Genomic DNA, 19,150 nt, shown 5'->3' on the forward strand with positions numbered 1-19,150 from the left:
GACTCCTACAAGAAGCTTATTGTATCGATTCTTACGGGAAACGCGATCGCCTCTGATATTAATTTTCGTAACTATCTCAAGGTGAAAAAACTACCCTACTCTTTATGACACGACTCAATTGCATGTCAATATATACTGACATCTGAAAATGTCAAGACATTTGCACGCTGCGATCGACCAATAGCTGTTTAAAGGCAGCTGTAGAGCAGATGATATATTTTGAATTTGGTAGCGATATTGGAACAACAATAGAGTTCGGGCTATGTATTTATAGTTATGTGTAGCTGTCTTGCTGGCAGAATCAGAAAGGTAGTTAAATTGTGCTGTCACCATGATGGACTTGAGGCGATGAACGACGACTTGCAATTGCTGTACGTCGCGTTCGGTAAATTGACGTTCTTGAAGCGAACCAACGTGTAGAACCCCAACCATACCTTCTCGCATTGGTAGGGGAACGCCGACGAGCGATCGCAATCTTTTCTGCCGTAAAATCGGACTGACAATCTCCTCTGCCAACAAATTATGAGTGACCATTGGTTTACAACTTGCAGCAATTCTACCTGCAATACCATGACCTATAGGAATGCGAATTTTTTGTGTAATTTCCTCTTCAAGTCCGAGGGTAGCATATACGACTAAATTTTCCCGATCTTCATCTGGTAGTAGGAGTGTAGCAGTGTCTACAGACATGTACTCTCGCAGCCACGCCAATAGCTTTGTGAAAGCGGTTGCAAGCTGTTGTCTATTACCTATGTATTTTTCGCCCACAGCCACATTCCAACCTTTATAAGAGATTGGTAAGCTATCGTAGTCTGCCCACAAAACCATAGAACTACCCTAATTTGAAACGAGTATAAATCTTAACTTGACAAAAACAACATTTTTTACTTGGTTTATTATACTCAGGTTCAAGCATATGTTCTTACGCCAAAAGTAGTACTTCTATTAGTTGAGAGTGACTAGTGGCTGGTGGCTAGATGCTACTGACGTGCGGAAGATCGACTGGTTTGTGAGAGAATCAAGTCTGAATCTTTTCTAATCTCGTACCGCAAGCTTTACAAAACCGAGCATCAGCATCGTGCAATGCTAACCCACAAGTAGGACAATTTGTCTCTACGCGATCTGATGTTTTGGCTAATTGTTTAATTAAATCGCCTAGTTGCCAAGGAATTAGGGCAATTCCGGTTAAAATCATCAGAACTGTGAGAAACCTTCCTACTTGGGAAATAGGAGTTACGTCACCAAATCCTACAGTTGTCATCGTAACAACTGAGAAATACACTGCATCTAAAAAAGTATGAAATACTTTTGGATTGATAGAATGCTCGGCTTGATAAATCAAACCTGAATAAACAAAAACGATCGCAAATAAAGTAAATAAAATTCTAGCAAATATAACGCTGTCTTCTGTGCCGATGCGGCCGAATAAAGTTCTCCCTTGCAGAAAACGAACTAGTTTTAAAATACGGAACCATCGCAGCAAGCGAATATAACTAAAGTTAACATCTACAATTCCTGAAAAGATCGGCAGAATTGCTATCAGATCGATAATAGAATAAATCCTGAAAACATATTGCAGTCTATTTTCCGCGCACCAAAGCCGCACCAAGTATTCTAGAGTAAAAATAAAAATAATGAGTGTATCAAAAAAATCGAGTAGGCTGCGAATTGCAGTAGGAATTTGATAAGTGTCTGCCACAAAAATAGCAGAAGATAGTAGAACTAGACCTGTAATAATTAAAGTAGTTGTCCGACCTGCGGGCGTTTCAATATCTTCTAAATAAAATCCTACACGCTGTTTGAGTAACATGACACAAATGACACCTGAAGATTTTATGCGATTAGCTTTGGCAGAAGCAAAACAGGGCGATTCTCCTTACGGTGCTGTAATTGTCAAAGATAACGAAGTCGTAGCTAAAGGGTATAACACAGTTAAGCGAGATTGCGATCCTTCTGCTCATGCAGAAATGAATGTCATTCGTAGTTTAACAGCTAAAATTCAAACTCCGTCTTTAGAAGGATATACGATATACGCTACAGGTGAACCTTGCCCGATGTGCGCGAGTGTTTGCGTATGGGCTGGTGTATCAGAAATTATAATTGGGGCTTCAATCGAAGATTTGATCTCGGTGAACCAATCGCAGATCGATCTATCGTGTGATGAGATAATTGCTAAATCTTTTAGAAAGATTAGAGTGAGAAAAGGCTTATTACGAGAGGAGTGTGTGGATTTATTTAAATAGAAAAGTATTCGCAAAAATTGCTGCTTGAGTGCGATCGCGCAGATTCAATCGATTTAAAATATTCGTAACGTGATTTTTGACGGTTCCTTCAGAAATAAATAGTTTCTGAGCAATTTCGCGATTATTTGCCCCAGCTGCAATTAATTGTAAAATTTCTAATTCTCTCGGCGTGAGTTCTTGCAGTACTGGTGGAGGGGGAGGTTTTGGTACAGATAGAGGAGATACCAGAAGTTTTTTCACAATTCCCGGTCCCAATTGCGTATATCCCTTATGCACGGCATGAATTGCTATGGCTAATTCCTCTGAAGGTGTATCTTTGAGTAAATACCCCATAGCTCCATGAGCGATCGCTGCTTGTACGTATTCGTCATCGTCAAAAGTTGTTAAGACTAAAACTTTTATCTGCGGCAGTTGTTGCAAAATTTCTCGCGTTGCTGCAACGCCATCCATCAACGGCATCCGAATATCCATTAATATTACATCTGGACGTAATTCTTGAGCTAATTGAACTGCAATTTGTCCATTTTCTGCCTCACCAACGACTGTTAATTCAGGATCTAACTCCAATAATGCTTTCAATCCTTGGCGAATTAAGCTTTGATCGTCTACCACTAAGATTTGGATCATTTGGATTAGAAAAATAGTAGAGGGAGCAGGGAGCAGAGGGGCAGTCAATTCACGCACCACCCACCACTCACCACCCAATTACCCATTACCCATTACCAATTCGGAATTCCGAATTCCGAATTCCCCTCACTACATTCTAAGTTTCTTCATTGGTAATTTGACATTGGCGTAACAACTTTGATAATTCCTCTGTAAAAATCTTGGAGTAGGGAAGTTGACTGAGCATAGAAATTTCCTCGGCGCAGGCTGTTTGAATAATTGCTAAACAGCGATCGCGCTGTGCGCCAGGTGTGAGATTCTTGAGAATATTAATCGCAATATTCAGCTTCGGTACAGTACTAGACAAATTTTGCTGTAATTGCTGCAAAACTTCATCTTTTGTTTCAATGTATTGTTGTAGCTCTTGTACTCTTTGTTTCAGTGCTTCTGCGCGTTGATATTCTACTTGATATTGTTGGGCGATCGCTTGCTGTTTTGCTAGCCGAGTGGTGACTGCTCCTAACAATTCTTCCCTAGTAAAAGGTTTAGTTAAATAATCATCTGCTCCTAACTCCATGCCTTGACGGACATTTGCTTTATCAGCCATTGCCGTGAGAAAAACAAAAGGAATTGTAGCTGTTGTTGCTTCTTCCCGTAGAGCAGCGAGTACCTCATAGCCATCAATTTCTGGCATCATGACATCGCAAATAATTAAGTCTGGTAAATATTGCTGCGCCCACAGCGCTCCCATCAAACCATTTTCCGAACTAGCAACGTCAAAGTCTTCTGACTCTAGCAGTTCTACGAGATTATTTCTCACATCTGGTTCGTCTTCAATCACAAGGATTTTAGCCATGTTTTTGTACCTATACCTGCTTGTTTAAAGGAAGTACTACAGTGAAAATCGTGCCTAAGCCAACTGAACTTTCAACTGCAATTTTGCCATCGTGTAAATCGATTGATTTTTTTACGATCGCTAAGCCGAGTCCCGTACCAGAAATATTTCCAACGTTGCTAGCACGGTGAAAACTACTAAAAATTTCTGCTTGCTCTGCTAATGGAATACCAATTCCTCGATCTCGAACCCGAAAAATAACTGTGTCGCATTCGTTAGTTAATTCAAAATTAACTGGACTGTCGGCAGGGGAATACTTAACAGCATTGGAAAGTAGGTTGATAAAAATATGACGTAACAATTTTTCATCCATCATTCCCGTAATCCGCTCGTCTGTGTGACACTGAAAAATAATTTGGCGATCGCTAGCCGTTAGTTGAATTTCTTCCACAACTTCATGACAAAATTGTTTGAGATCGAGGAGTAGTGGTTTAAAGTCTAATTTACCTGCCTCCGCTTTACCAATTAAAAGTACGTCATTTAACAATTGAGTCATGTGTTTTACAGATGTTTGAATTCTATGCAAATGATTTAGTTTTCGATCTTCGCTCCATCTATGACTGTAGTGTTCGAGCAATTCTGAAGAAGATAAAATAGTTGCTAGAGGCGTACGAAATTCATGGGAAGCCATCGTCACAAACCGCGATTTTAGTTCTCCTAGTTCTTTCTCTTTGACTAAGGCAAGACGAATTTCTGCTTCCGTTCGCTTGCGATCGGTAATATCACGAACGATTGCCATGACTTCATTTTCAGCACTGACAGCAATGCGTAATTCATAATCTCTGAATTCATCATTTACAATCAGCTGACATTCTAAAATTTGCACTTCGGTAGTCAATAAAGTTTTTTGTATACAACTATCGACTGCTTGAGCAATTTCGTGAGGAAATACTTCAGATAAATGTTTACCTAAAAATTCATGTGCTGGTAGATGCAGGCGATCGCCTTTTGCGGCTTTGAAATTGACAAAAATTCCCGAACGATTGATGCGAAACATCAAATCTGGGATCGCATTGAGTAAAGCTCGATTTGTTGCCATACTGGAACGTAAGGCATCTTCGGCGCGTTTGCGTTCGGTAATGTCGGTAGAGATCCCACAAATCGCATAAGGTTCACCGCGTTCGTTATAGAGAGGAAATTTAATTGAAAGATAGGTATGTAAACCGTCATCCTCATGCGGTAACAGTTCTTCCCAATCGATCGGAGATTTAGCAGCTATAACTTTTCGATCGTTTTGCTGTAAGACAGCAGCAATTTCTGGAGGGAAAATGTCGTAGTCAGTTTTTCCTTGTACGCCAGCGCGATCGGGATAGAATAGAAGGCTAAACCAGACGTTGACGAGTAAATATTTTCCATCTAAATCTTTGATAGAAATTAGTGCTGTGGAATTATCTAAAATTGCTTGCAGCCATGCTTGACTTTGATATAGAGCTGCTTCTGCTTGTTGGCGTTGTAATAAAGTGCCTAGCTGAACAGCAATAGTTGCGACCAACTCGATTAAATGGGTATTTTGTGCGCAAGATGCAAACATGAAAAATACCAACACCGCTAGGACGCGATCGCCACTATCAACAATTGGCATACCCAACGCTGTTTGAAATCCAACTCGATCTGCGAAGGATTTGCGTAAAAATATGGTTTCTGGTTCCTGAGAAATGTGCAACCACTCAGGACGCTTTGACACCCAAACACGCCCAGGTAAACCGACATTGGCAGCGAATTTATATCCTTCGCTGCTGTGGCGAAATTGCTCGAAGCTTGGGTCGGCACTGTACCAAGCAGGGCTATATGTTAAATTGCGATCGTCAGAACTGGGAGTCCATGCTTCACCAAATTGCCAGCCAGTAAACTGACAGATTTTTTCTAGCGCGATCGCTAGTGCAGAGTGAAAATCGTGAGATTCATTAATAAACTGGGTAATGCTATGCAAAAATCGAACTTCTGCCTCTGCCCGCTGGTGTGCTGCAACTTGAAGCTGTAATTGTTCGTTGAGTTGTTTCAGTTGACTAATAGTTGCGCTCAAGGATTCAGGGGTTGGCTCTTGATTCATGATTTCTTGCCCAATTGCTAACCAAAGATGATAGTAATGGATGCAGTTTTGCGATCGCTGTTGTTAGCAATAGTGCCTACGAGCCAAAAAAGTTTGCGAACTTCCTACTATATTGATTTGAGGCATAAAAATTTGAGGCATAAAAATTGCAGCCTAGATCGATATAGTTATCATTCCCAATACCAAATGACAACTAACAGAAAAAGTTAGAATATTCAAATTTCATTTATGTTTGATATTGATGTCTGAGGCTAAGAATAGCGAGTTTGCTCGAAGATAAAAAAATATTTCTTTGGATAGATGTATATGGAATTATCAAGTGATAACCCAATAGACTTTATAGTAATTCTGAATAACCGACATCAAATTTCGGATTTTTAAGTATTTTAAATATTTATCTGAATCGTTGTACTACCTTCTAGAACATAATCTAGGATTGTGGCTGAATTCTAGACGAAAGGTTTGATTCACGGGAGCAGCCGACTTGGTGAATGGATAGCGTTTGACATAGCGAATTGCAGCTTGTTGTACGGCGCTGGGACTATCTTTAGAAATCACGTCGGGTCCAATCACAATTTTGCCCGTGGGATCGGTTAGTGCGGCAATAATCGCTTCACCGCCATTGAGTTTTTTATTACATACAGGAACTCGTTTGCGGATGGGCGCAGCCGTGACAAATTGCGGATAAGCCTGTTGTACTTTTTGATACTGTTGCTGCAAGGCTTCAATTTGAGCAATTGTCTGTGTAGATCCTGATTCGGGTTGAGAGCTAGGTCGAGCGCCGATCGGTCGGGCAAGACGTTGTTGAAGTGCTGCTAGACGAGAGGCGCGTTCGCTATTTGGATTCGTGGCTGGAGGATTAGTCGGCGTAGGATTAGATTGACGCTGTTGTCGCTGTTGGATTATGGCTGCTAGACGAGAGGCGCGATCGCTATTCGGATTCGTGGCTGGAGGGGTAGTCGGTGTGGGATTGGATTGACGCTGTTGCCGCTGTTGTAAAGAGGCTGCTAAGCGAGAGGCGCGTTCCTCACGTTCTTTGGCTCGTTGAACTTGCTGTTGCGCTGCTGCGTCCAAAAGCCGTTCGCGATCGCTCGTTGGGGAAGTATCGGCTTTGCGGCGATTTGCTGCCAACCGTTGCGCTAGGGCATTTTGCCGTGCCATTCTTTCTTGTTGAGCGCGATCGGGCGAGTTTTTGGGAGGTTGTGCTAGTGGTGGACTAGGCTGCAAACCTTGCGTGGGAGGCAGGGGAATGGGTGGTAAGGCATTCGCTGGCGGCGCTATTTGCCGCATTTGGAGATTTTGATTTGCTTGATTTGGCTGTGGTGCTGGGGGCTGTCCAAAAGGATTTTGCGAGAGTAAATTTTGAGGTGGCGGTGGTAGGGGGATAGGCGCAGGTGGAGGTAAAGAATCGCTACTGGGCATTTGGTACATTGGCGTAGTCCCAGGCGGTGGTGGTAAAAAAGGTGATGGTGCGGGCAGAGGAGGTAAGATTTCTGACTGAAAACCCTGAGCAGGCGCAGGCGCTTGCTGTTGAGCAGTATTGACAGGCGGGATGACAGATGGATCTGCTGCTACTTGCGGTAAGCGGCTTCGTTCTTCGGGAGACAACTCCACGACTCCGATACTACTCTGTAAATCAACTTCTTGCGGATCTAGCGAGACAAAAGGCAGCCCTACCAACAGTAGGGTGTGAATGCCGAGCGAACCCAAAATTGCCAGTCCATTTGTCGATCGCCATGCTTCAGGTAAAACTTGAACTAGAGAGGAAGTAGACATCAGTAATTAGGGAGTAGGGGAGACAAGGGGGACAAGGGGGACAAGGGGGACAAGGGGGACAAGGGGGACAAGGGGGACAAATAATTCTAGCCACCAGTGACTAGTGACTAGTGACTAGTCACTGACGACTGACATGGACGACGAGTAAAGAAAAGTAGGGTAATTGTAGGTGCGGGCGATCGCTTAAATCTTTATACATCACCATATTTGGTAATGTAGCTCGTTCTACTATCCAACTGTGTTGCAGTAGGGATTTGCGCTGCAAGACTTGCCATACTTGTTCGTATACAGAACTTACTTTCATCAATACTACGACTTCTGCCCAGTCTAAAATAGATTCTAGTTCGTTGACGTTATAAATCGCTGGTAACACGACTAAACGCTCTTGGCGGACAGTTAAGGGCAGCCCTAACGCCGATGCTGCTGCCATAGGCGAGCAGACACCAGGAACGTAGTTGATGACGGCTGCGGGATACATTTGTTGCAGCGTCTGTGCTAAATAGGTAAACGTACTGTAGAAACTAATATCTCCTTCACAGGCAAAAGCCACATCTTGACCTTTCTGTAAATATTCCCAAACTTGCTTGGCGGCTAGTTGCCATGCTCTTGTCAAAACTTCAATATCTTGCACGTAGGGAAAATCTAAGGGTAGCTGCTGTTGATCCGATCGCAGCCACGGAGCAATTATTTGTTGGGCAATGCCTGGTTTGTCTTGAATTCCTCTAGGAAAAGCAACTATAGGAGCTTGTTGCAGCGATCGCAATCCTTTGAGCGTTATCAGTTCTGGATCGCCTGGACCAACACTAACACCGTAGAGAATACCGTTCGCCATTGGAATAAGGGGTAAAAAATAGCAATGGACAGTTCAACACTCTGCTCGCAAGCATTATAGTGTTAAGCATTATTACAAAAATTCTCTTCTCTCCCTTGTCCCCCTTGTCTTCCTTGTCTCCCCGCCGCTCTCTTCCCCCATGCTTCCCACCGTCATTTTACCTGGATTTTTAGAAGCCGCGATCGCCTACCGTCCGTTGGAACAATTATTACAACAGTCAGGCTTTCCTACCGTTACGGTTCCCTTACAACGGCAAGATTGGTTCCCAACATTGGGAGGTAGACCAATGACTCCAATTTTGCTGCGACTGCATCACACGGTCGAGCAAGTTTTACGGCAATACAACACAGCTAAAGTGAATTTGATCGGTCATTCTGCTGGCGGCTGGATCTCGCGGATTTATTTAGGTGAAAAACCTTACCTGGGTCGTAATGCGGCGATCGCCGCAATTCCCCCTTGGGAAGCTTACCGCTTTGTTGCCACGTTAGTCACGCTGGGAACTCCCCACATTAGCCAAGAACGCTGGACGCGCTGGAATCTCGATTTTGTCAACAATAACTATCCTGGTGCTTTTTACAGTTCCCAAGTGCGCTACGTTTGTGTTGCTGGTAAGAGCATCTTCGGACAGCGACGGCGAGGAAGTTGGCTGGCATACAGCAGCTATCGCTTGACCTGCGGACAAGGGAATTGTTGGGGTGATGGCATTACCCCAATCGCAGCAGCTCATTTAGAGGGAGCAGAAAATTTAGTTTTAGAGGGAGTCAAGCACTCTCCCAAAGCCCTTGGAATTTGGTACGGTTCGCCTCAAGTTGTACCGAGTTGGGTGTCGTATTTGGAGTAAGGGAGCAGGGGAAAGAGAGACAAGGGGGACAAGGGGGATAAGGGGAGCAGGTGAGCTTCAGGTGCAACAACCACCAACCACCAACCACCAGCAGTCAAGAATCTTCAATTCCGCGCTTCCGAATTCCGAATTCTCCCTACACCCTTTCTTCACTGATAACTGATAACTGTCAACTATCTCCCCCTCTAGAAAGAACTCTTCAAATGAGTGACTTGGTTAGCATCTTAAAGAAAGTACACATTTTGAGAGTACTGAGAAGCGGGAGTTATGAAAAATCTTTCTTATGATTTTGTTTTAAGACGAACGGCGACAATACTATCTGTAGCGTTATTAACGCTGTGCGCGATCGCGGCTGTGACTGGTATTTTATTATCTTTTTATTACGAACCAGTAGCAGGTGGCGCGAATCAGGCTTTGCAATGGATCGATACGGAGATTCCTAACGGTCAAATCATTCATGGCTTACACGATTATGCCGGAACCTTACTAATTGGTGTAGCACTGATCCAAATGGTCGTGATGTTCTTAGGTAGGCAGTTTCGCCGTAGTTGGTTGACTGGTTGGATTAGCAATATTTTACTGATCCTCAACGCGATCGCTTTAGCTTGGACGGCAATGATTCTCGATTGGAGTCAAGTCGGTTACTGGCGCTTTCGGATCGAATTAAGTACCATCGAAGCCATTCCTTTTATTGGTTCTACCCTGCGAGATGTCATCACCGGTGGTGGTGCAGTGAATACAACTACGGTCGAACATCTCTATACCATCCACAGCTATATTATTTCCGGTAGCGCCGTATTACTGGCGATCGTCCACTTATTCGGCGTATTGTGGCAAGAAAAACAGCCAATACCTGCTGCTGTTACATCTGCAGAGTCAGCAACGAACGCACCACGGGAATTAATCAAAAATCCCTAATTTGCCTTGTGTGCGGGTAGGTTTACCTAAAATCTTGCTCGGAATCAGAGACATTTGCTGAAAACCCTTACGAATGCACCACTTTTGACTTTAAATTGTAGAGACATTTTGGCTCGGAAGAGGAATTTCTTCGACTTCGGGCAATTTTTCTAAAGCAAGGCGTTTTGCTGGTGTCGCCCCCGATAGACGTTTTAACAGATTGGGTCTGGGATCGTGTAATAAGTAAATTAAGCGATCGCCTGGTTGCCATTGTTCTGTTGCAGGAACGACAAGTAACCGATCTTCGCGTTCTAGGAGTAAAGGGACTAATTCCCCTGCCCAAATCAAGGCTTGCAGATGAGCTTGTTGCAAAGCAAAGCCTGCTTCGCTGAGAGTCGTCGTGCCTAATTTCACGCGATCGCCGTTAATATATTCATTCCAAGTTTTAATCGGTATATCCGATCCAAAAGCTCGATCGATCCGATTGCGATTTGTTGAGGTACTTGCTTGTGGATTGCGAGGAAAAACAGCTAGCACTCTTGGTGGTTGAAATTCTTCTACAGCCCTTTGTGCCAAGACATAGTTAACTTCTCCATTGTTGGTCATTGCCAAAAACGTTCCCATAGAGGCTAGTCCTGCCTCTTCTAGCACTGTTGCATCTAAAGCGCTGCTAGAAAAAACCTTCAAGCTCTGTGCCTGGGCTTGCTGACACGCTAAGGGGTCGGTATCGATCATCGACACGGCTTCTCCCCGTTCTTGGAAAAGACGAGCAATTAATAAACTCAAAGGGTTGCAGCCGACAATCACCACCCCAGTTGCTTGCGTAGAGCTGATTTGCAACCAATTCGCTACCCAGCCAGCAGTTAAACCCTGACAGGCGACAGTCATGATAATTGTTAAAAAGACTAATGCCTTGATCGAGTCTCCACCATTAATTCCGCGTTCGGTCAGGAAAATCGAAAATAACGAAGCGACAGAAGCGGCAACAATTCCTCTAGGTGCAACCCACGATAAAAACAATTTTTGTCGCCAATTTAAATCGCTGTTGATGGTGCAAATACCGATATTCAGGGGACGGACAACAAACATCAACACGAGGACGGTGAATAAACTGCCCCAGCCTAAAGCAAAGATACTGGCAATGGATAAATCTGCGGCAAGCAAGATAAATAGTACTGACACGCCGAGAATCGTTAGCTGACCTTTAAATCGTCGTAATAATCGTTCTTCTGGCAAGGAAGCAGAACCCAAAACCACGCCTGCAACCACTGTCGCCATTAGTCCAGATTCGCTGCGACTGAGTTGGGCTAGGGTAAATAAACCCCATAAACCTGCTAAGACAACGAGATTTTTTAGTTCGTCAGAAATAAAGTGAGCGCGTTTGAACATGAAGGCAAGACACCAGCCACCAGCAGCCCCAATGCTCCCACCAATGCCTAGACGCAGCGTCAAGCCACTAATTGCCATCCAAGGGTCGGTTTCGCCATTTAAAACTGTATCGAGAACCACAACGGCGAGAATTGCCCCTACAGGGTCGATTAATACCGCTTCTCCTTCTAATAGAGTTCCTACCTGACGGTCTACTTTAATCGTGCGTAATAGTGGCGAAATTACCGTAGGACCCGTTACCACTACCAAAGAAGCATAAAGGAAAGCGATCGCCCAGGGAAACTCTCCCAGCCAATGCGCCGCCATACTCCCACCCAACAAAGTAATTAGGGTTCCCACAGTGACGAGATTTCTCAAACTACCAGAAACTTTACCCAGTTCTCGCAGTTCTAGGTTCAATCCTCCCTCAAATAGAATTACAGCGGTAGAAAGCGCCACAATTACTTCCAACCCAGCACCTAAAACTTGAGGGTGCAGCACGTTCATCCCATCAGAACCCAACAAAATTCCAAATAGCAACAAAAAGACAATGCTAGGGAGTTTGAGGTATTCTGCTATAACTTGAGCGCTAATCCCTGCAATTACAGCAATTACCATTTGCAGGGTAATTTCAAAAGATGCTTCCATATTTAGAAAGTTAGCAAAAGTGCTGTCCGAACCCTAGTGACGGGAGAAATCTCTAAAATAGGCGCGGCTCCATTATGCTGACAATTCTCTGCATCATCTATAGTAGTCTATAGGCGATTTGTATTTTAAAATACAAGTTGTTCTGCTCTTAAAGATAAATAGAAACACTTCATATCATAACTAGGCTGTAACTGAGATTGAGTCAGAATACTGTCATCAACTGTCAGTATGACTTTCGCGATCGCATATTGCCAACTGCCGTACTAGAAGGCGATCGCACCTACTACTTTTACTTAAACAAATTTAGCTCTCAACATTTCGGATACTGGGCTATGAATTTGGGAATTCGGTATCATAAAACACATTAAGTCTAGACGGACTAAGAAAAAACCTCTCACCTCTTACCACTACTCCCTTGTCCCCTTGTCCCCTTGTCCCCCTTGTCCTTCCTCCCTACTCCCTGCTCCCTTGAGTAAGATAAAGAAAGATCGGTCTATTTTGTCGCCTCCATGACCTCAACTCTGCTCAAAACTCCTCTAATATCTACACCCAAACTGCACCGAATTGCTAACGGGTTAACGATTGTGGCACAGCAAATGCCTGTAGAAGCGGTGAATCTCAGTTTATGGGTTAACGTCGGTTCGGCAGTTGAATCAAATGCTATCAACGGCGTAGCTCATTTTTTGGAGCATATGGTGTTTAAAGGCACTCCACAACTGACAATGGGTGAATTTGAGCGCCGCATTGAGGCACGGGGTGCGATCGCTAATGCTGCCACCAGTCAAGATTACACTCAGTTTTATATTACGACTGCTCCATCAGATTTTGCAGCTTTAGCACCACTGCAAATCGATATCGTTCTCAACAGTTTAATTCCCGATGATGCGTTTGAGTTGGAACGCTTAGTCGTGTTAGAAGAAATTCGTCGCTCCGATGATAATCCTCGTCGCCGGACTTTTCAACGGGCGATGGAAATTGCTTTTGACCGCTTACCCTATCGGCGCTCAGTTCTGGGTACAGTAGATGCGATCGCGCAATTACAACCGCAGCAAATGCGCGACTTTCACGCTACCTGGTATCAACCTCAGTCCATCACAGCATCGGTTGTTGGTAACTTACCCGAAACAGAATTAATCGAAATCGTTGCCAATAGTTTTGCTAAACATACTCCCGACTCCCAACATCCTAGTAGGGGCGCACAGCAGTGCGCCCCTACCGACTCCCGACTCCACCCCGAACCCCCCTTCACCCAAATCGTTCGCCACGAATTCGTCGATCCCAGCTTGCAACAAGCAAGACTCGTCATGCTGTGGCGGGTTCCAGGGTTAGTACAGCTAGAGCAAACTTACGCCCTAGATGTTTTAGCAGCAATTTTGAGTCACGGGCGCACGTCGAGATTGGTGAGAGAACTGCGGGAAGAAAAGGGCTGGGTTTCCAATATTTCAGTGAGTAACTTGACACAGCACCTACAAGGGCTATTTTACGTTTCTGCCCAGATGCCAGTGGAAAACTTGGAGATGGTCGAAGCAGCGATCGCATCCCAGATCGAGAAGATACAGTCTGCTCCCGTACAGGAATCAGAAATTGCTCGGATCGGCACTCAAGTTGCCAATCGCTTTATTTTTGCTAACGAAACCCCCAGCGAACGCGCTGGTTTGTATGGCTACTATCAATCTTTAACCGGAAACTTAGCATCCGCCTTAGAGTATCCAAATAAAATTCAAGCTCTCACTACTGCCGACTTACAAGCTGCTGCCGTGCAATATCTTTCTCCCTCGGCTTACGGTATCGTTACCACTAAACCCGAATAAGAGTATATATGTGGACGGAGATTGCCCATCATATTTCCAAGGTTTCAGAAAAAGAGTTTTTTGTCAATAGTCAGCGGATAGTGAGTGGCGGCTGCATTAACCAAGGCTACACCGTTACCGATGGCGATCGCACTTACTTTGTCAAACTCAATTCCCCCTCCCAGACTGCCATGTTTGAAGCAGAGGCGCTGGGATTAAAACAAATGTCGGCTACGGCAACTATTCGCGTCCCACAACCGATTTGTTGGGGAACAACCGATAAGTCTGCATACATTGTTTTGGAATGGTTGGACTTAGGACGTGGAGGAACTCCGGCTTGGGCAGAAATGGGACGACAGCTAGCAGCAATGCACGATCGCAGCAGCAATCAAGCGTTTGGCTGGGATATAAATAATACGATTGGTTCTACACCGCAAATCAATACTTGGATGACAGATTGGGTAGAATTCTATACTCAACACCGTTTGGGATATCAATTTCAGCTAGCAAAACGTAGAGGCGGACGCTTTCCCCAACAGGAAAAGTTACTTGCGGCAATTGGGCAAATCCTGGCAGGACATCAACCGTCACCTTCCCTAGTCCACGGGGATTTGTGGGGTGGTAACGCCGCTTTTACCAGTGCTGGAGAACCCGTCATTTTCGATCCTGCAACATATTACGGCGATCGCGAAGTTGATGTTGCCATGACTGAATTATTTGGTGGGTTTCCAGCCGCTTTTTATCAGGGATATAACGAAGTTCTGCCGCTAGATTCTGGTTACGAACGGCGAAAAATTCTCTACAATCTCTATCACATTTTGAACCACTTCAACTTATTTGGTGGGAGTTACGAGTCTCAGGCAAATGGAGCGATCGCGAGACTTATAGGTTGATAGCGGTTTTCAATTGGATGCAATGCACGTCTGGTAGGGGCGCACAGAGAAAGCGCCCCTACAAATGTCATCCACACAACCGAGAATTGCGATGAAGGTATAACAACAATTAGATTCAAGGTTAATTGACTCTCCAGCTAACTAGAGGGTTGATAATAGATAAGTAGGGATAAATGCAGTTAGAGCAGTCGCCGTACATCAAAAATTGACTTTGGAGACGTATTATGTTGACTCAAGAGCGATCGCTACTCATTGGTCAAGTAGCTGCTATAAGCGGTGTTCCAATTAGAACGATCCGCTATTATGAAACTCTAGGTCTGTTGCAATCTTCCAGCCGAACTGAAGGAGGCTTCCGGCAGTTTTCGCCAGATGTCTTAACTCGGCTGTCGTTCATCAAACGCGCTCAAAAACTTGGTCTGAGTTTAGAAGAAATTAAAGAAATTCTTGATGTTTACGATCGCGGTAATTTGCCTTGCGGTGAGGTTAAAGAGAAGTTAGAAGATAAATTGCGACAAATCGATCGCCAAATTCAGCAGTTGATGACATTGCAGGCTGAATTGAAGGGATTACTTTCGGGTTGGGAGTCTGTTCCAGTTCCGCAGCCTGGAACAATTTGCCCGATCGTTCAGAGAGATAGAGACGATCGTTCAATATCTACGCGATCGTCAGACTATAAATGAAGCAACAATTCGCAAACGACTACCAGAGCAAGATACTTATGCAGCCATAGCTGTAGCCATCTGGCGACAAGTCTCAGTACAACGACGGCAAGCTTGAGCGCAGCGCTGGCAATGGTCGTGGTCGTGCTTCTCGCACTCAGCCGCACAGCGAACCTCCTACGGAGGCGCTTCGCTAACGCAGGCTTCAGCACAAACACTACACATTTGCCCGTAAAGGGCTGAATCGCGGGACATGAAACGGGCGCATAAATCGCAAGTATCGCCACAATCGCGACATCGCTTGATACATTCAGCCATCATTTGTACCATATCTTCACTTAGGCAAGCGTTAGCACAGTTTTCGCACTCGCGTAGACAATCGAGACAAGCCTGAATGCAAGTTTCAAGTAATGATTGGTGAGATTGAGCTGCTGTCATAACTCTCCTCCAAAAGCTTTAAAAACAAAATAATGAAGCAGCCATTATGCTTCTGTAGTTTCACTTTAGAAGGTAGCGAATGCGATCGCCTCTTTCTAATGGTATGGAGCAGATTTATGACTGTAGAGATACAGTAATTTCATCCTAATTTCATCTTAGTTTTGTAATACTTAAATCTTGGTACAATGCAAACTCTTTATTGAGTGAAACCTTCATCTTGCATGAGCAGTCATATCCTTGAGTAAACGTAATAGTTGACTCTCTAGTCAGCTAGAGATTTCATAATTGAGATGGTAATTGTCAAGCAAGTTCTACTATTGATGGATAGAAAGTCATTTATGCAAAATAATTCTGGAAAAACCAAAGTTTGGGGATTAACTCTAACAGCGATCGCCGCAATAGCAAGTAGCGTACTCGCTGCTAATTTTGGGATCTCGGCAAAAGACAGCCAATCTTCAAACAATACCAACGCTCATATGAAGCAGAATATGCAACATGGTGGCAGCATGATGCAGCATGGGAGCGGTATGTCAATGGATTTGGGTCCAGCTGATGCCAACTACGATCTGCGATTTATTGATGCAATGAGAATGCATCACCAAGGGGCGATCGAGATGGCAAAAGAGGCACAGCAAAAATCAAAGCGTCCTGAAATCAAAAAACTAGCGGACAACATCATCACTGCTCAAAATCGGGAGATTGGGCAAATGAAACAGTGGCGACAAACCTGGTATCCCAAAGCAGGCAAGCAGATGATGGCTTATCACTCTCAAATGGGACACATGATGCCGATGTCATCAGACCAGATGCAAGGTATGATGATGAGCCAAGATTTAGGTGCAGCTGACTCTCAATTCGACCTGCGCTTCATCAATGCAATGATTCCGCATCATGAAGGTGCGGTGACAATGGCTCAAGACGCGCTGAAAAAGTCGCAGCGACCGGAAATTAAGCAATTGGCAAAAAACATTATTATCGATCAACAGAAAGAGATCGCTCAAATGAAGCAGTGGCGCAAGGCTTGGTATAACCAGTAGATTGCATACATTGTAGCGCTAACGTAGGGGCGCACATCTGTGCATCCCTACAGATCGTGTATCTCATCCAATTAAAAACTGTTCAAATTCAATCGGCGATCGCAATTTCATCTTGATTTCATTTGCATAGGAGAAACTAAAGACTGAGTAGTGCAGTTGTAGCACTCGTTTGCTCTGATGGTACGCGAGGACATCTCTATATAAATAATGCTCAAATCACACCTGAGGCGATCGCCTGCAATGCCTTGTCGCGTCTCGGGGGCGATCGTTAGCCTAGCGATCGTGATGGCTCCCGTAACTGTGTTAGCTTACGGCGGACACGAAGATGAATTTCACAGCGGAAGTGAGGCAACTCAAACGACTGACTCGATTCAAGCCGATGCCCAAACTGTCAAGCGGTTAGGCATCAAAATAGAGTCAGTAAAGCGGCAACAACTCGCTGTAGGGCTACAAGCAACAGGACAAATTGAAACTTTACCCCATCGACAAGTAGAAATCACGACACCGATCTCAGGAGCTAAGGTAGACCAATTATTAGTACAACCTGGTGTTTACGTGCAAGCAGGTCAACCCGTCGCTATTTTAGCTGCTCCCGATTTAGTAGAATTGCGCGTCACTTCCTAAGAAAAGAAGGCGGAGGCACGAGCAGATTTACCAGAAATGTTGAAAGCCGCAATTTAACTTTACATTTGAAGTTAAACAACTTCTAATACTGCCAAAATACTTAACCCGATAGAATACTTTCCATCCAGTGTATGTAACTAATTTCTTGACACGTAGATGCTTGAAGATAGCGAAGTTTATCTAGTAGCTTATTTCCCCAAAGTTGAGGAATTTCTCCTAGCTGTAAAATTAAATAAGCTATCAAGGTGGCATCAATTTGTCTAGCAATACCATTAGTATTTTTTGTGATGAGATGGTCGAGCTTTAAGTGCATCTTTAAAAACTTCCATAGTAACTCAATCCCCCAGCGACAGCGGTAAATCTCCATCACTTCTTCATCAGAAATAGCTGCTTCTCCGAGCTTAGGTAAATTGGTGACTAATCGGTATTCAGTTTTTGTTTCTAAGTCCCAAAATTGAACGACTCGATAGAATTCTTTTTTCTTTCCTGTTCCAATCAAAACTAATTCAGATTCTTGAGTGAATTCTAGCTTGTATTTATTCCCAATTCTTAGAACAAAATACTTGTTCGAGTTCGCAGCGTTTTGCAAAAATTTTAACCCAGCAAACCCCCTATCCATAACTCCGACAGCTTTCTCTGGTAAGCTATCTATTATGTCTTTACCGTACTTATAGTCATGATTAAACCCGAAAATAATTAAGTTCTCCTCAGTTGCTCCCGTCTAGAGGTTTAAAGAACTAAAAAGTTTGACTTGATGAGATCCCAAGCTCCATAACAATTTACTTGTTCAAGAAATTGTAGTTGAATCTATAGGACAGATAGTCTACTTATCCTGCAAATTCTTTCGATAAATTAGTCTAGATAGTTGCTGATAAATTTGTTGAAATATTTGCTGGCTCCGATGAGAGCTAGCTTTGGAGAAAGTTGAAATATCTACTTCAATTCCCGTATTGTTTAACCGCTTAAATAAATCCCTCATGCTAGTTAAGCTTTTATCCAGCGTCTAGCCTAACCAGCATTCGACAAATAAGCGGGTATTCAAGACTGGATAATCACTTCTAGGCAGGGTTGCTAGAATCTCTTTGACAATTTTGGGAAACGAATGTAAAATCACAAGTTAACATTTTTATTTTGAAATCTGCCCAAGTTTATCAGGATTTGGGTTGTTTTTTTATGTATTTTTTTTAACGTTCAACACTTCTGCAGATTTACAAAAAGCGGGAGGTGATTTAAAGTTGTTGATAGAGTATTAAACTGGCAAGCCAAACTCATATCGATTAATGAATAGTCCAATTACAATATCATGCATGAGAACCGTTTTAGAAAAGCAAATTGAATTCCTTTGCTAAACGTTTAATCCGTGTTCGTAGATTTAAATGCTTGTTTTCTATTTTTTGTGTATTGTGTTTACCTATTTCATGTTTTTCTGCTTCCAGATGACGTTCATATGCCCCCCAGTCATCCGTGTAAAAACGGCTAATACCAAAAGGGGCTAGTAGTGCTTTTAGTTGCAGAAAGATTTCATCTTTACGATTACCGAAAACATAAGCTAA

At 43.6% G+C, this 19,150-nt stretch carries 17 protein-coding genes and 3 pseudogenes; 9 read left to right on the forward strand and 11 right to left on the reverse strand.

The genetic code is table 11. The annotated features are described in order from the left end of the window. Positions 1-114: 114 nt before the first annotated feature. Positions 115-828 carry a GAF domain-containing protein gene (locus tag H6G17_RS15235; protein WP_192158496.1) on the reverse strand — a complete coding sequence of 238 codons (714 nt, stop codon included), beginning with the start codon at positions 826-828 and terminating at the stop codon, positions 115-117. 190 nt (positions 829-1,018) lie between these two features. Continuing rightward, positions 1,019-1,810: an ion transporter gene (locus H6G17_RS15240; protein WP_192158498.1), complete on the reverse strand. Its 792-nt coding sequence runs from the start codon at positions 1,808-1,810 to the stop codon at positions 1,019-1,021. Positions 1,811-1,817: 7 nt separating this feature from the next. Here H6G17_RS15240 and H6G17_RS15245 point away from each other — a divergent pair, with 7 nt between their 5' ends. Further along, the gene (locus tag H6G17_RS15245; RefSeq protein ID WP_192158545.1) at positions 1,818-2,243 is read left to right on the forward strand and encodes a nucleoside deaminase; all 426 of its coding nucleotides are present in this window, start codon (positions 1,818-1,820) and stop codon (positions 2,241-2,243) included. Here the strand turns inward: H6G17_RS15245 and H6G17_RS15250 are convergent. The 5 genes from H6G17_RS15250 to H6G17_RS15270 form a co-directional block, all read right to left on the reverse strand. Next, complete coding sequence (locus H6G17_RS15250) at positions 2,232-2,870, reverse strand: response regulator transcription factor (RefSeq protein ID WP_192158500.1); 639 nt, start codon at positions 2,868-2,870, stop codon at positions 2,232-2,234. The two genes, H6G17_RS15245 and H6G17_RS15250, sit on opposite strands and share 12 nt — an antisense overlap. A gap of 136 nt (positions 2,871-3,006) precedes the next feature. After that, entirely contained in the window at positions 3,007-3,705 is a 699-nt protein-coding gene (locus tag H6G17_RS15255) for a response regulator (RefSeq protein ID WP_192158502.1), read from the reverse strand. 10 nt (positions 3,706-3,715) lie between these two features. After that, positions 3,716-5,794, reverse strand: a complete 2,079-nt coding sequence (locus tag H6G17_RS15260) for an ATP-binding protein (RefSeq protein WP_199316743.1) — start codon at positions 5,792-5,794, stop codon at positions 3,716-3,718. Positions 5,795-6,205: 411 nt separating this feature from the next. Then, the gene (locus H6G17_RS15265) at positions 6,206-7,570 is read right to left on the reverse strand and encodes a hypothetical protein (RefSeq protein WP_192158504.1); all 1,365 of its coding nucleotides are present in this window, start codon (positions 7,568-7,570) and stop codon (positions 6,206-6,208) included. 118 nt (positions 7,571-7,688) lie between these two features. Further along, positions 7,689-8,402 carry a precorrin-2 C(20)-methyltransferase gene (locus H6G17_RS15270; RefSeq protein WP_192158506.1) on the reverse strand — a complete coding sequence of 238 codons (714 nt, stop codon included), beginning with the start codon at positions 8,400-8,402 and terminating at the stop codon, positions 7,689-7,691. Between the two features lie 139 nt (positions 8,403-8,541). Here H6G17_RS15270 and H6G17_RS15275 point away from each other — a divergent pair, with 139 nt between their 5' ends. Both H6G17_RS15275 and H6G17_RS15280 read left to right on the forward strand, forming a co-directional pair. Further along, entirely contained in the window at positions 8,542-9,243 is a 702-nt protein-coding gene (locus tag H6G17_RS15275; RefSeq protein ID WP_192158508.1) for a lipase, read from the forward strand. 267 nt (positions 9,244-9,510) lie between these two features. Next, entirely contained in the window at positions 9,511-10,161 is a 651-nt protein-coding gene (locus H6G17_RS15280; RefSeq protein WP_192158510.1) for a cytochrome b N-terminal domain-containing protein, read from the forward strand. Positions 10,162-10,251: 90 nt separating this feature from the next. On the opposite strand, the gene H6G17_RS15285 is transcribed toward H6G17_RS15280, so the two are convergent. Then, positions 10,252-12,156, reverse strand: coding sequence for a sodium:proton antiporter (locus H6G17_RS15285; protein WP_192158512.1), 1,905 nt, complete (start codon positions 12,154-12,156; stop codon positions 10,252-10,254). Positions 12,157-12,353: 197 nt separating this feature from the next. On the opposite strand from H6G17_RS15285, the gene H6G17_RS15290 reads away from it, so the two are divergent. The 4 genes from H6G17_RS15290 (at position 12,354) to H6G17_RS15305 (ending at position 15,519) form a co-directional block, all read left to right on the forward strand. Next, complete coding sequence (locus tag H6G17_RS15290; protein ID WP_192158514.1) at positions 12,354-12,524, forward strand: hypothetical protein; 171 nt, start codon at positions 12,354-12,356, stop codon at positions 12,522-12,524. Positions 12,525-12,665: 141 nt separating this feature from the next. Then, on the forward strand, positions 12,666-13,967 hold the full coding sequence (locus H6G17_RS15295; RefSeq protein ID WP_192158515.1) for a pitrilysin family protein: 1,302 nt from the start codon (positions 12,666-12,668) through the stop codon (positions 13,965-13,967). Positions 13,968-13,975: 8 nt separating this feature from the next. Continuing rightward, the gene (locus H6G17_RS15300) at positions 13,976-14,839 is read left to right on the forward strand and encodes a fructosamine kinase family protein (protein ID WP_192158517.1); all 864 of its coding nucleotides are present in this window, start codon (positions 13,976-13,978) and stop codon (positions 14,837-14,839) included. Between the two features lie 224 nt (positions 14,840-15,063). Beyond that, positions 15,064-15,519, forward strand: a complete 456-nt coding sequence (locus tag H6G17_RS15305) for a heavy metal-responsive transcriptional regulator (RefSeq protein WP_192158519.1) — start codon at positions 15,064-15,066, stop codon at positions 15,517-15,519. A gap of 36 nt (positions 15,520-15,555) precedes the next feature. Here the strand turns inward: H6G17_RS15305 and H6G17_RS15310 are convergent. Then, positions 15,556-15,936: pseudogene (locus H6G17_RS15310) on the reverse strand (four-helix bundle copper-binding protein). Positions 15,937-16,274: 338 nt separating this feature from the next. Here H6G17_RS15310 and H6G17_RS15315 point away from each other — a divergent pair. Both H6G17_RS15315 and H6G17_RS15320 read left to right on the forward strand, forming a co-directional pair. Next, positions 16,275-16,973, forward strand: coding sequence for a DUF305 domain-containing protein (locus H6G17_RS15315; RefSeq protein WP_192158521.1), 699 nt, complete (start codon positions 16,275-16,277; stop codon positions 16,971-16,973). 207 nt (positions 16,974-17,180) lie between these two features. Then, positions 17,181-17,594: pseudogene (locus H6G17_RS15320) on the forward strand (biotin/lipoyl-binding protein); the annotation flags it as partial. A gap of 103 nt (positions 17,595-17,697) precedes the next feature. Here the strand turns inward: H6G17_RS15320 and H6G17_RS15325 are convergent. Together H6G17_RS15325 and H6G17_RS15330 are read right to left on the reverse strand one after the other, a co-directional pair. Next, positions 17,698-18,708, reverse strand: a pseudogene (locus H6G17_RS15325) (IS4 family transposase). Between the two features lie 208 nt (positions 18,709-18,916). After that, a partial coding sequence (locus tag H6G17_RS15330) for an IS1 family transposase (RefSeq protein WP_242038413.1) occupies positions 18,917-19,150 on the reverse strand: 234 nt, incomplete at its 5' end.

It is taken from the genome of Chroococcidiopsis sp. [FACHB-1243] (assembly GCF_014696895.1).
Taxonomy (GTDB): domain Bacteria; phylum Cyanobacteriota; class Cyanobacteriia; order Cyanobacteriales; family Chroococcidiopsidaceae; genus Chroococcidiopsis.

Bases quoted from the DNA above. Each gene is read 5' to 3' on its own strand.
- H6G17_RS15270 (WP_192158506.1), bottom strand. From the start codon at position 8,402: ATGGCGAACGGTATTCTCTACGGTGTTAGTGTTGGTCCAGGCGATCCA.
- H6G17_RS15280 (WP_192158510.1), top strand. From the start codon at position 9,511: ATGAAAAATCTTTCTTATGATTTTGTTTTAAGACGAACGGCGACAATA.
- H6G17_RS15300 (WP_192158517.1), top strand. From the start codon at position 13,976: ATGTGGACGGAGATTGCCCATCATATTTCCAAGGTTTCAGAAAAAGAG.
- H6G17_RS15245 (WP_192158545.1), top strand. From the start codon at position 1,818: ATGACACCTGAAGATTTTATGCGATTAGCTTTGGCAGAAGCAAAACAG.
- H6G17_RS15275 (WP_192158508.1), top strand. From the start codon at position 8,542: ATGCTTCCCACCGTCATTTTACCTGGATTTTTAGAAGCCGCGATCGCC.
- H6G17_RS15255 (WP_192158502.1), bottom strand. From the start codon at position 3,705: ATGGCTAAAATCCTTGTGATTGAAGACGAACCAGATGTGAGAAATAAT.
- H6G17_RS15305 (WP_192158519.1), top strand. From the start codon at position 15,064: ATGTTGACTCAAGAGCGATCGCTACTCATTGGTCAAGTAGCTGCTATA.
- H6G17_RS15315 (WP_192158521.1), top strand. From the start codon at position 16,275: ATGCAAAATAATTCTGGAAAAACCAAAGTTTGGGGATTAACTCTAACA.
- H6G17_RS15250 (WP_192158500.1), bottom strand. From the start codon at position 2,870: ATGATCCAAATCTTAGTGGTAGACGATCAAAGCTTAATTCGCCAAGGA.
- H6G17_RS15295 (WP_192158515.1), top strand. From the start codon at position 12,666: ATGACCTCAACTCTGCTCAAAACTCCTCTAATATCTACACCCAAACTG.
- H6G17_RS15260 (WP_199316743.1), bottom strand. From the start codon at position 5,794: ATGAATCAAGAGCCAACCCCTGAATCCTTGAGCGCAACTATTAGTCAA.
- H6G17_RS15240 (WP_192158498.1), bottom strand. From the start codon at position 1,810: ATGTTACTCAAACAGCGTGTAGGATTTTATTTAGAAGATATTGAAACG.
- H6G17_RS15285 (WP_192158512.1), bottom strand. From the start codon at position 12,156: ATGGAAGCATCTTTTGAAATTACCCTGCAAATGGTAATTGCTGTAATT.
- H6G17_RS15235 (WP_192158496.1), bottom strand. From the start codon at position 828: ATGGTTTTGTGGGCAGACTACGATAGCTTACCAATCTCTTATAAAGGT.
- H6G17_RS15265 (WP_192158504.1), bottom strand. From the start codon at position 7,570: ATGTCTACTTCCTCTCTAGTTCAAGTTTTACCTGAAGCATGGCGATCG.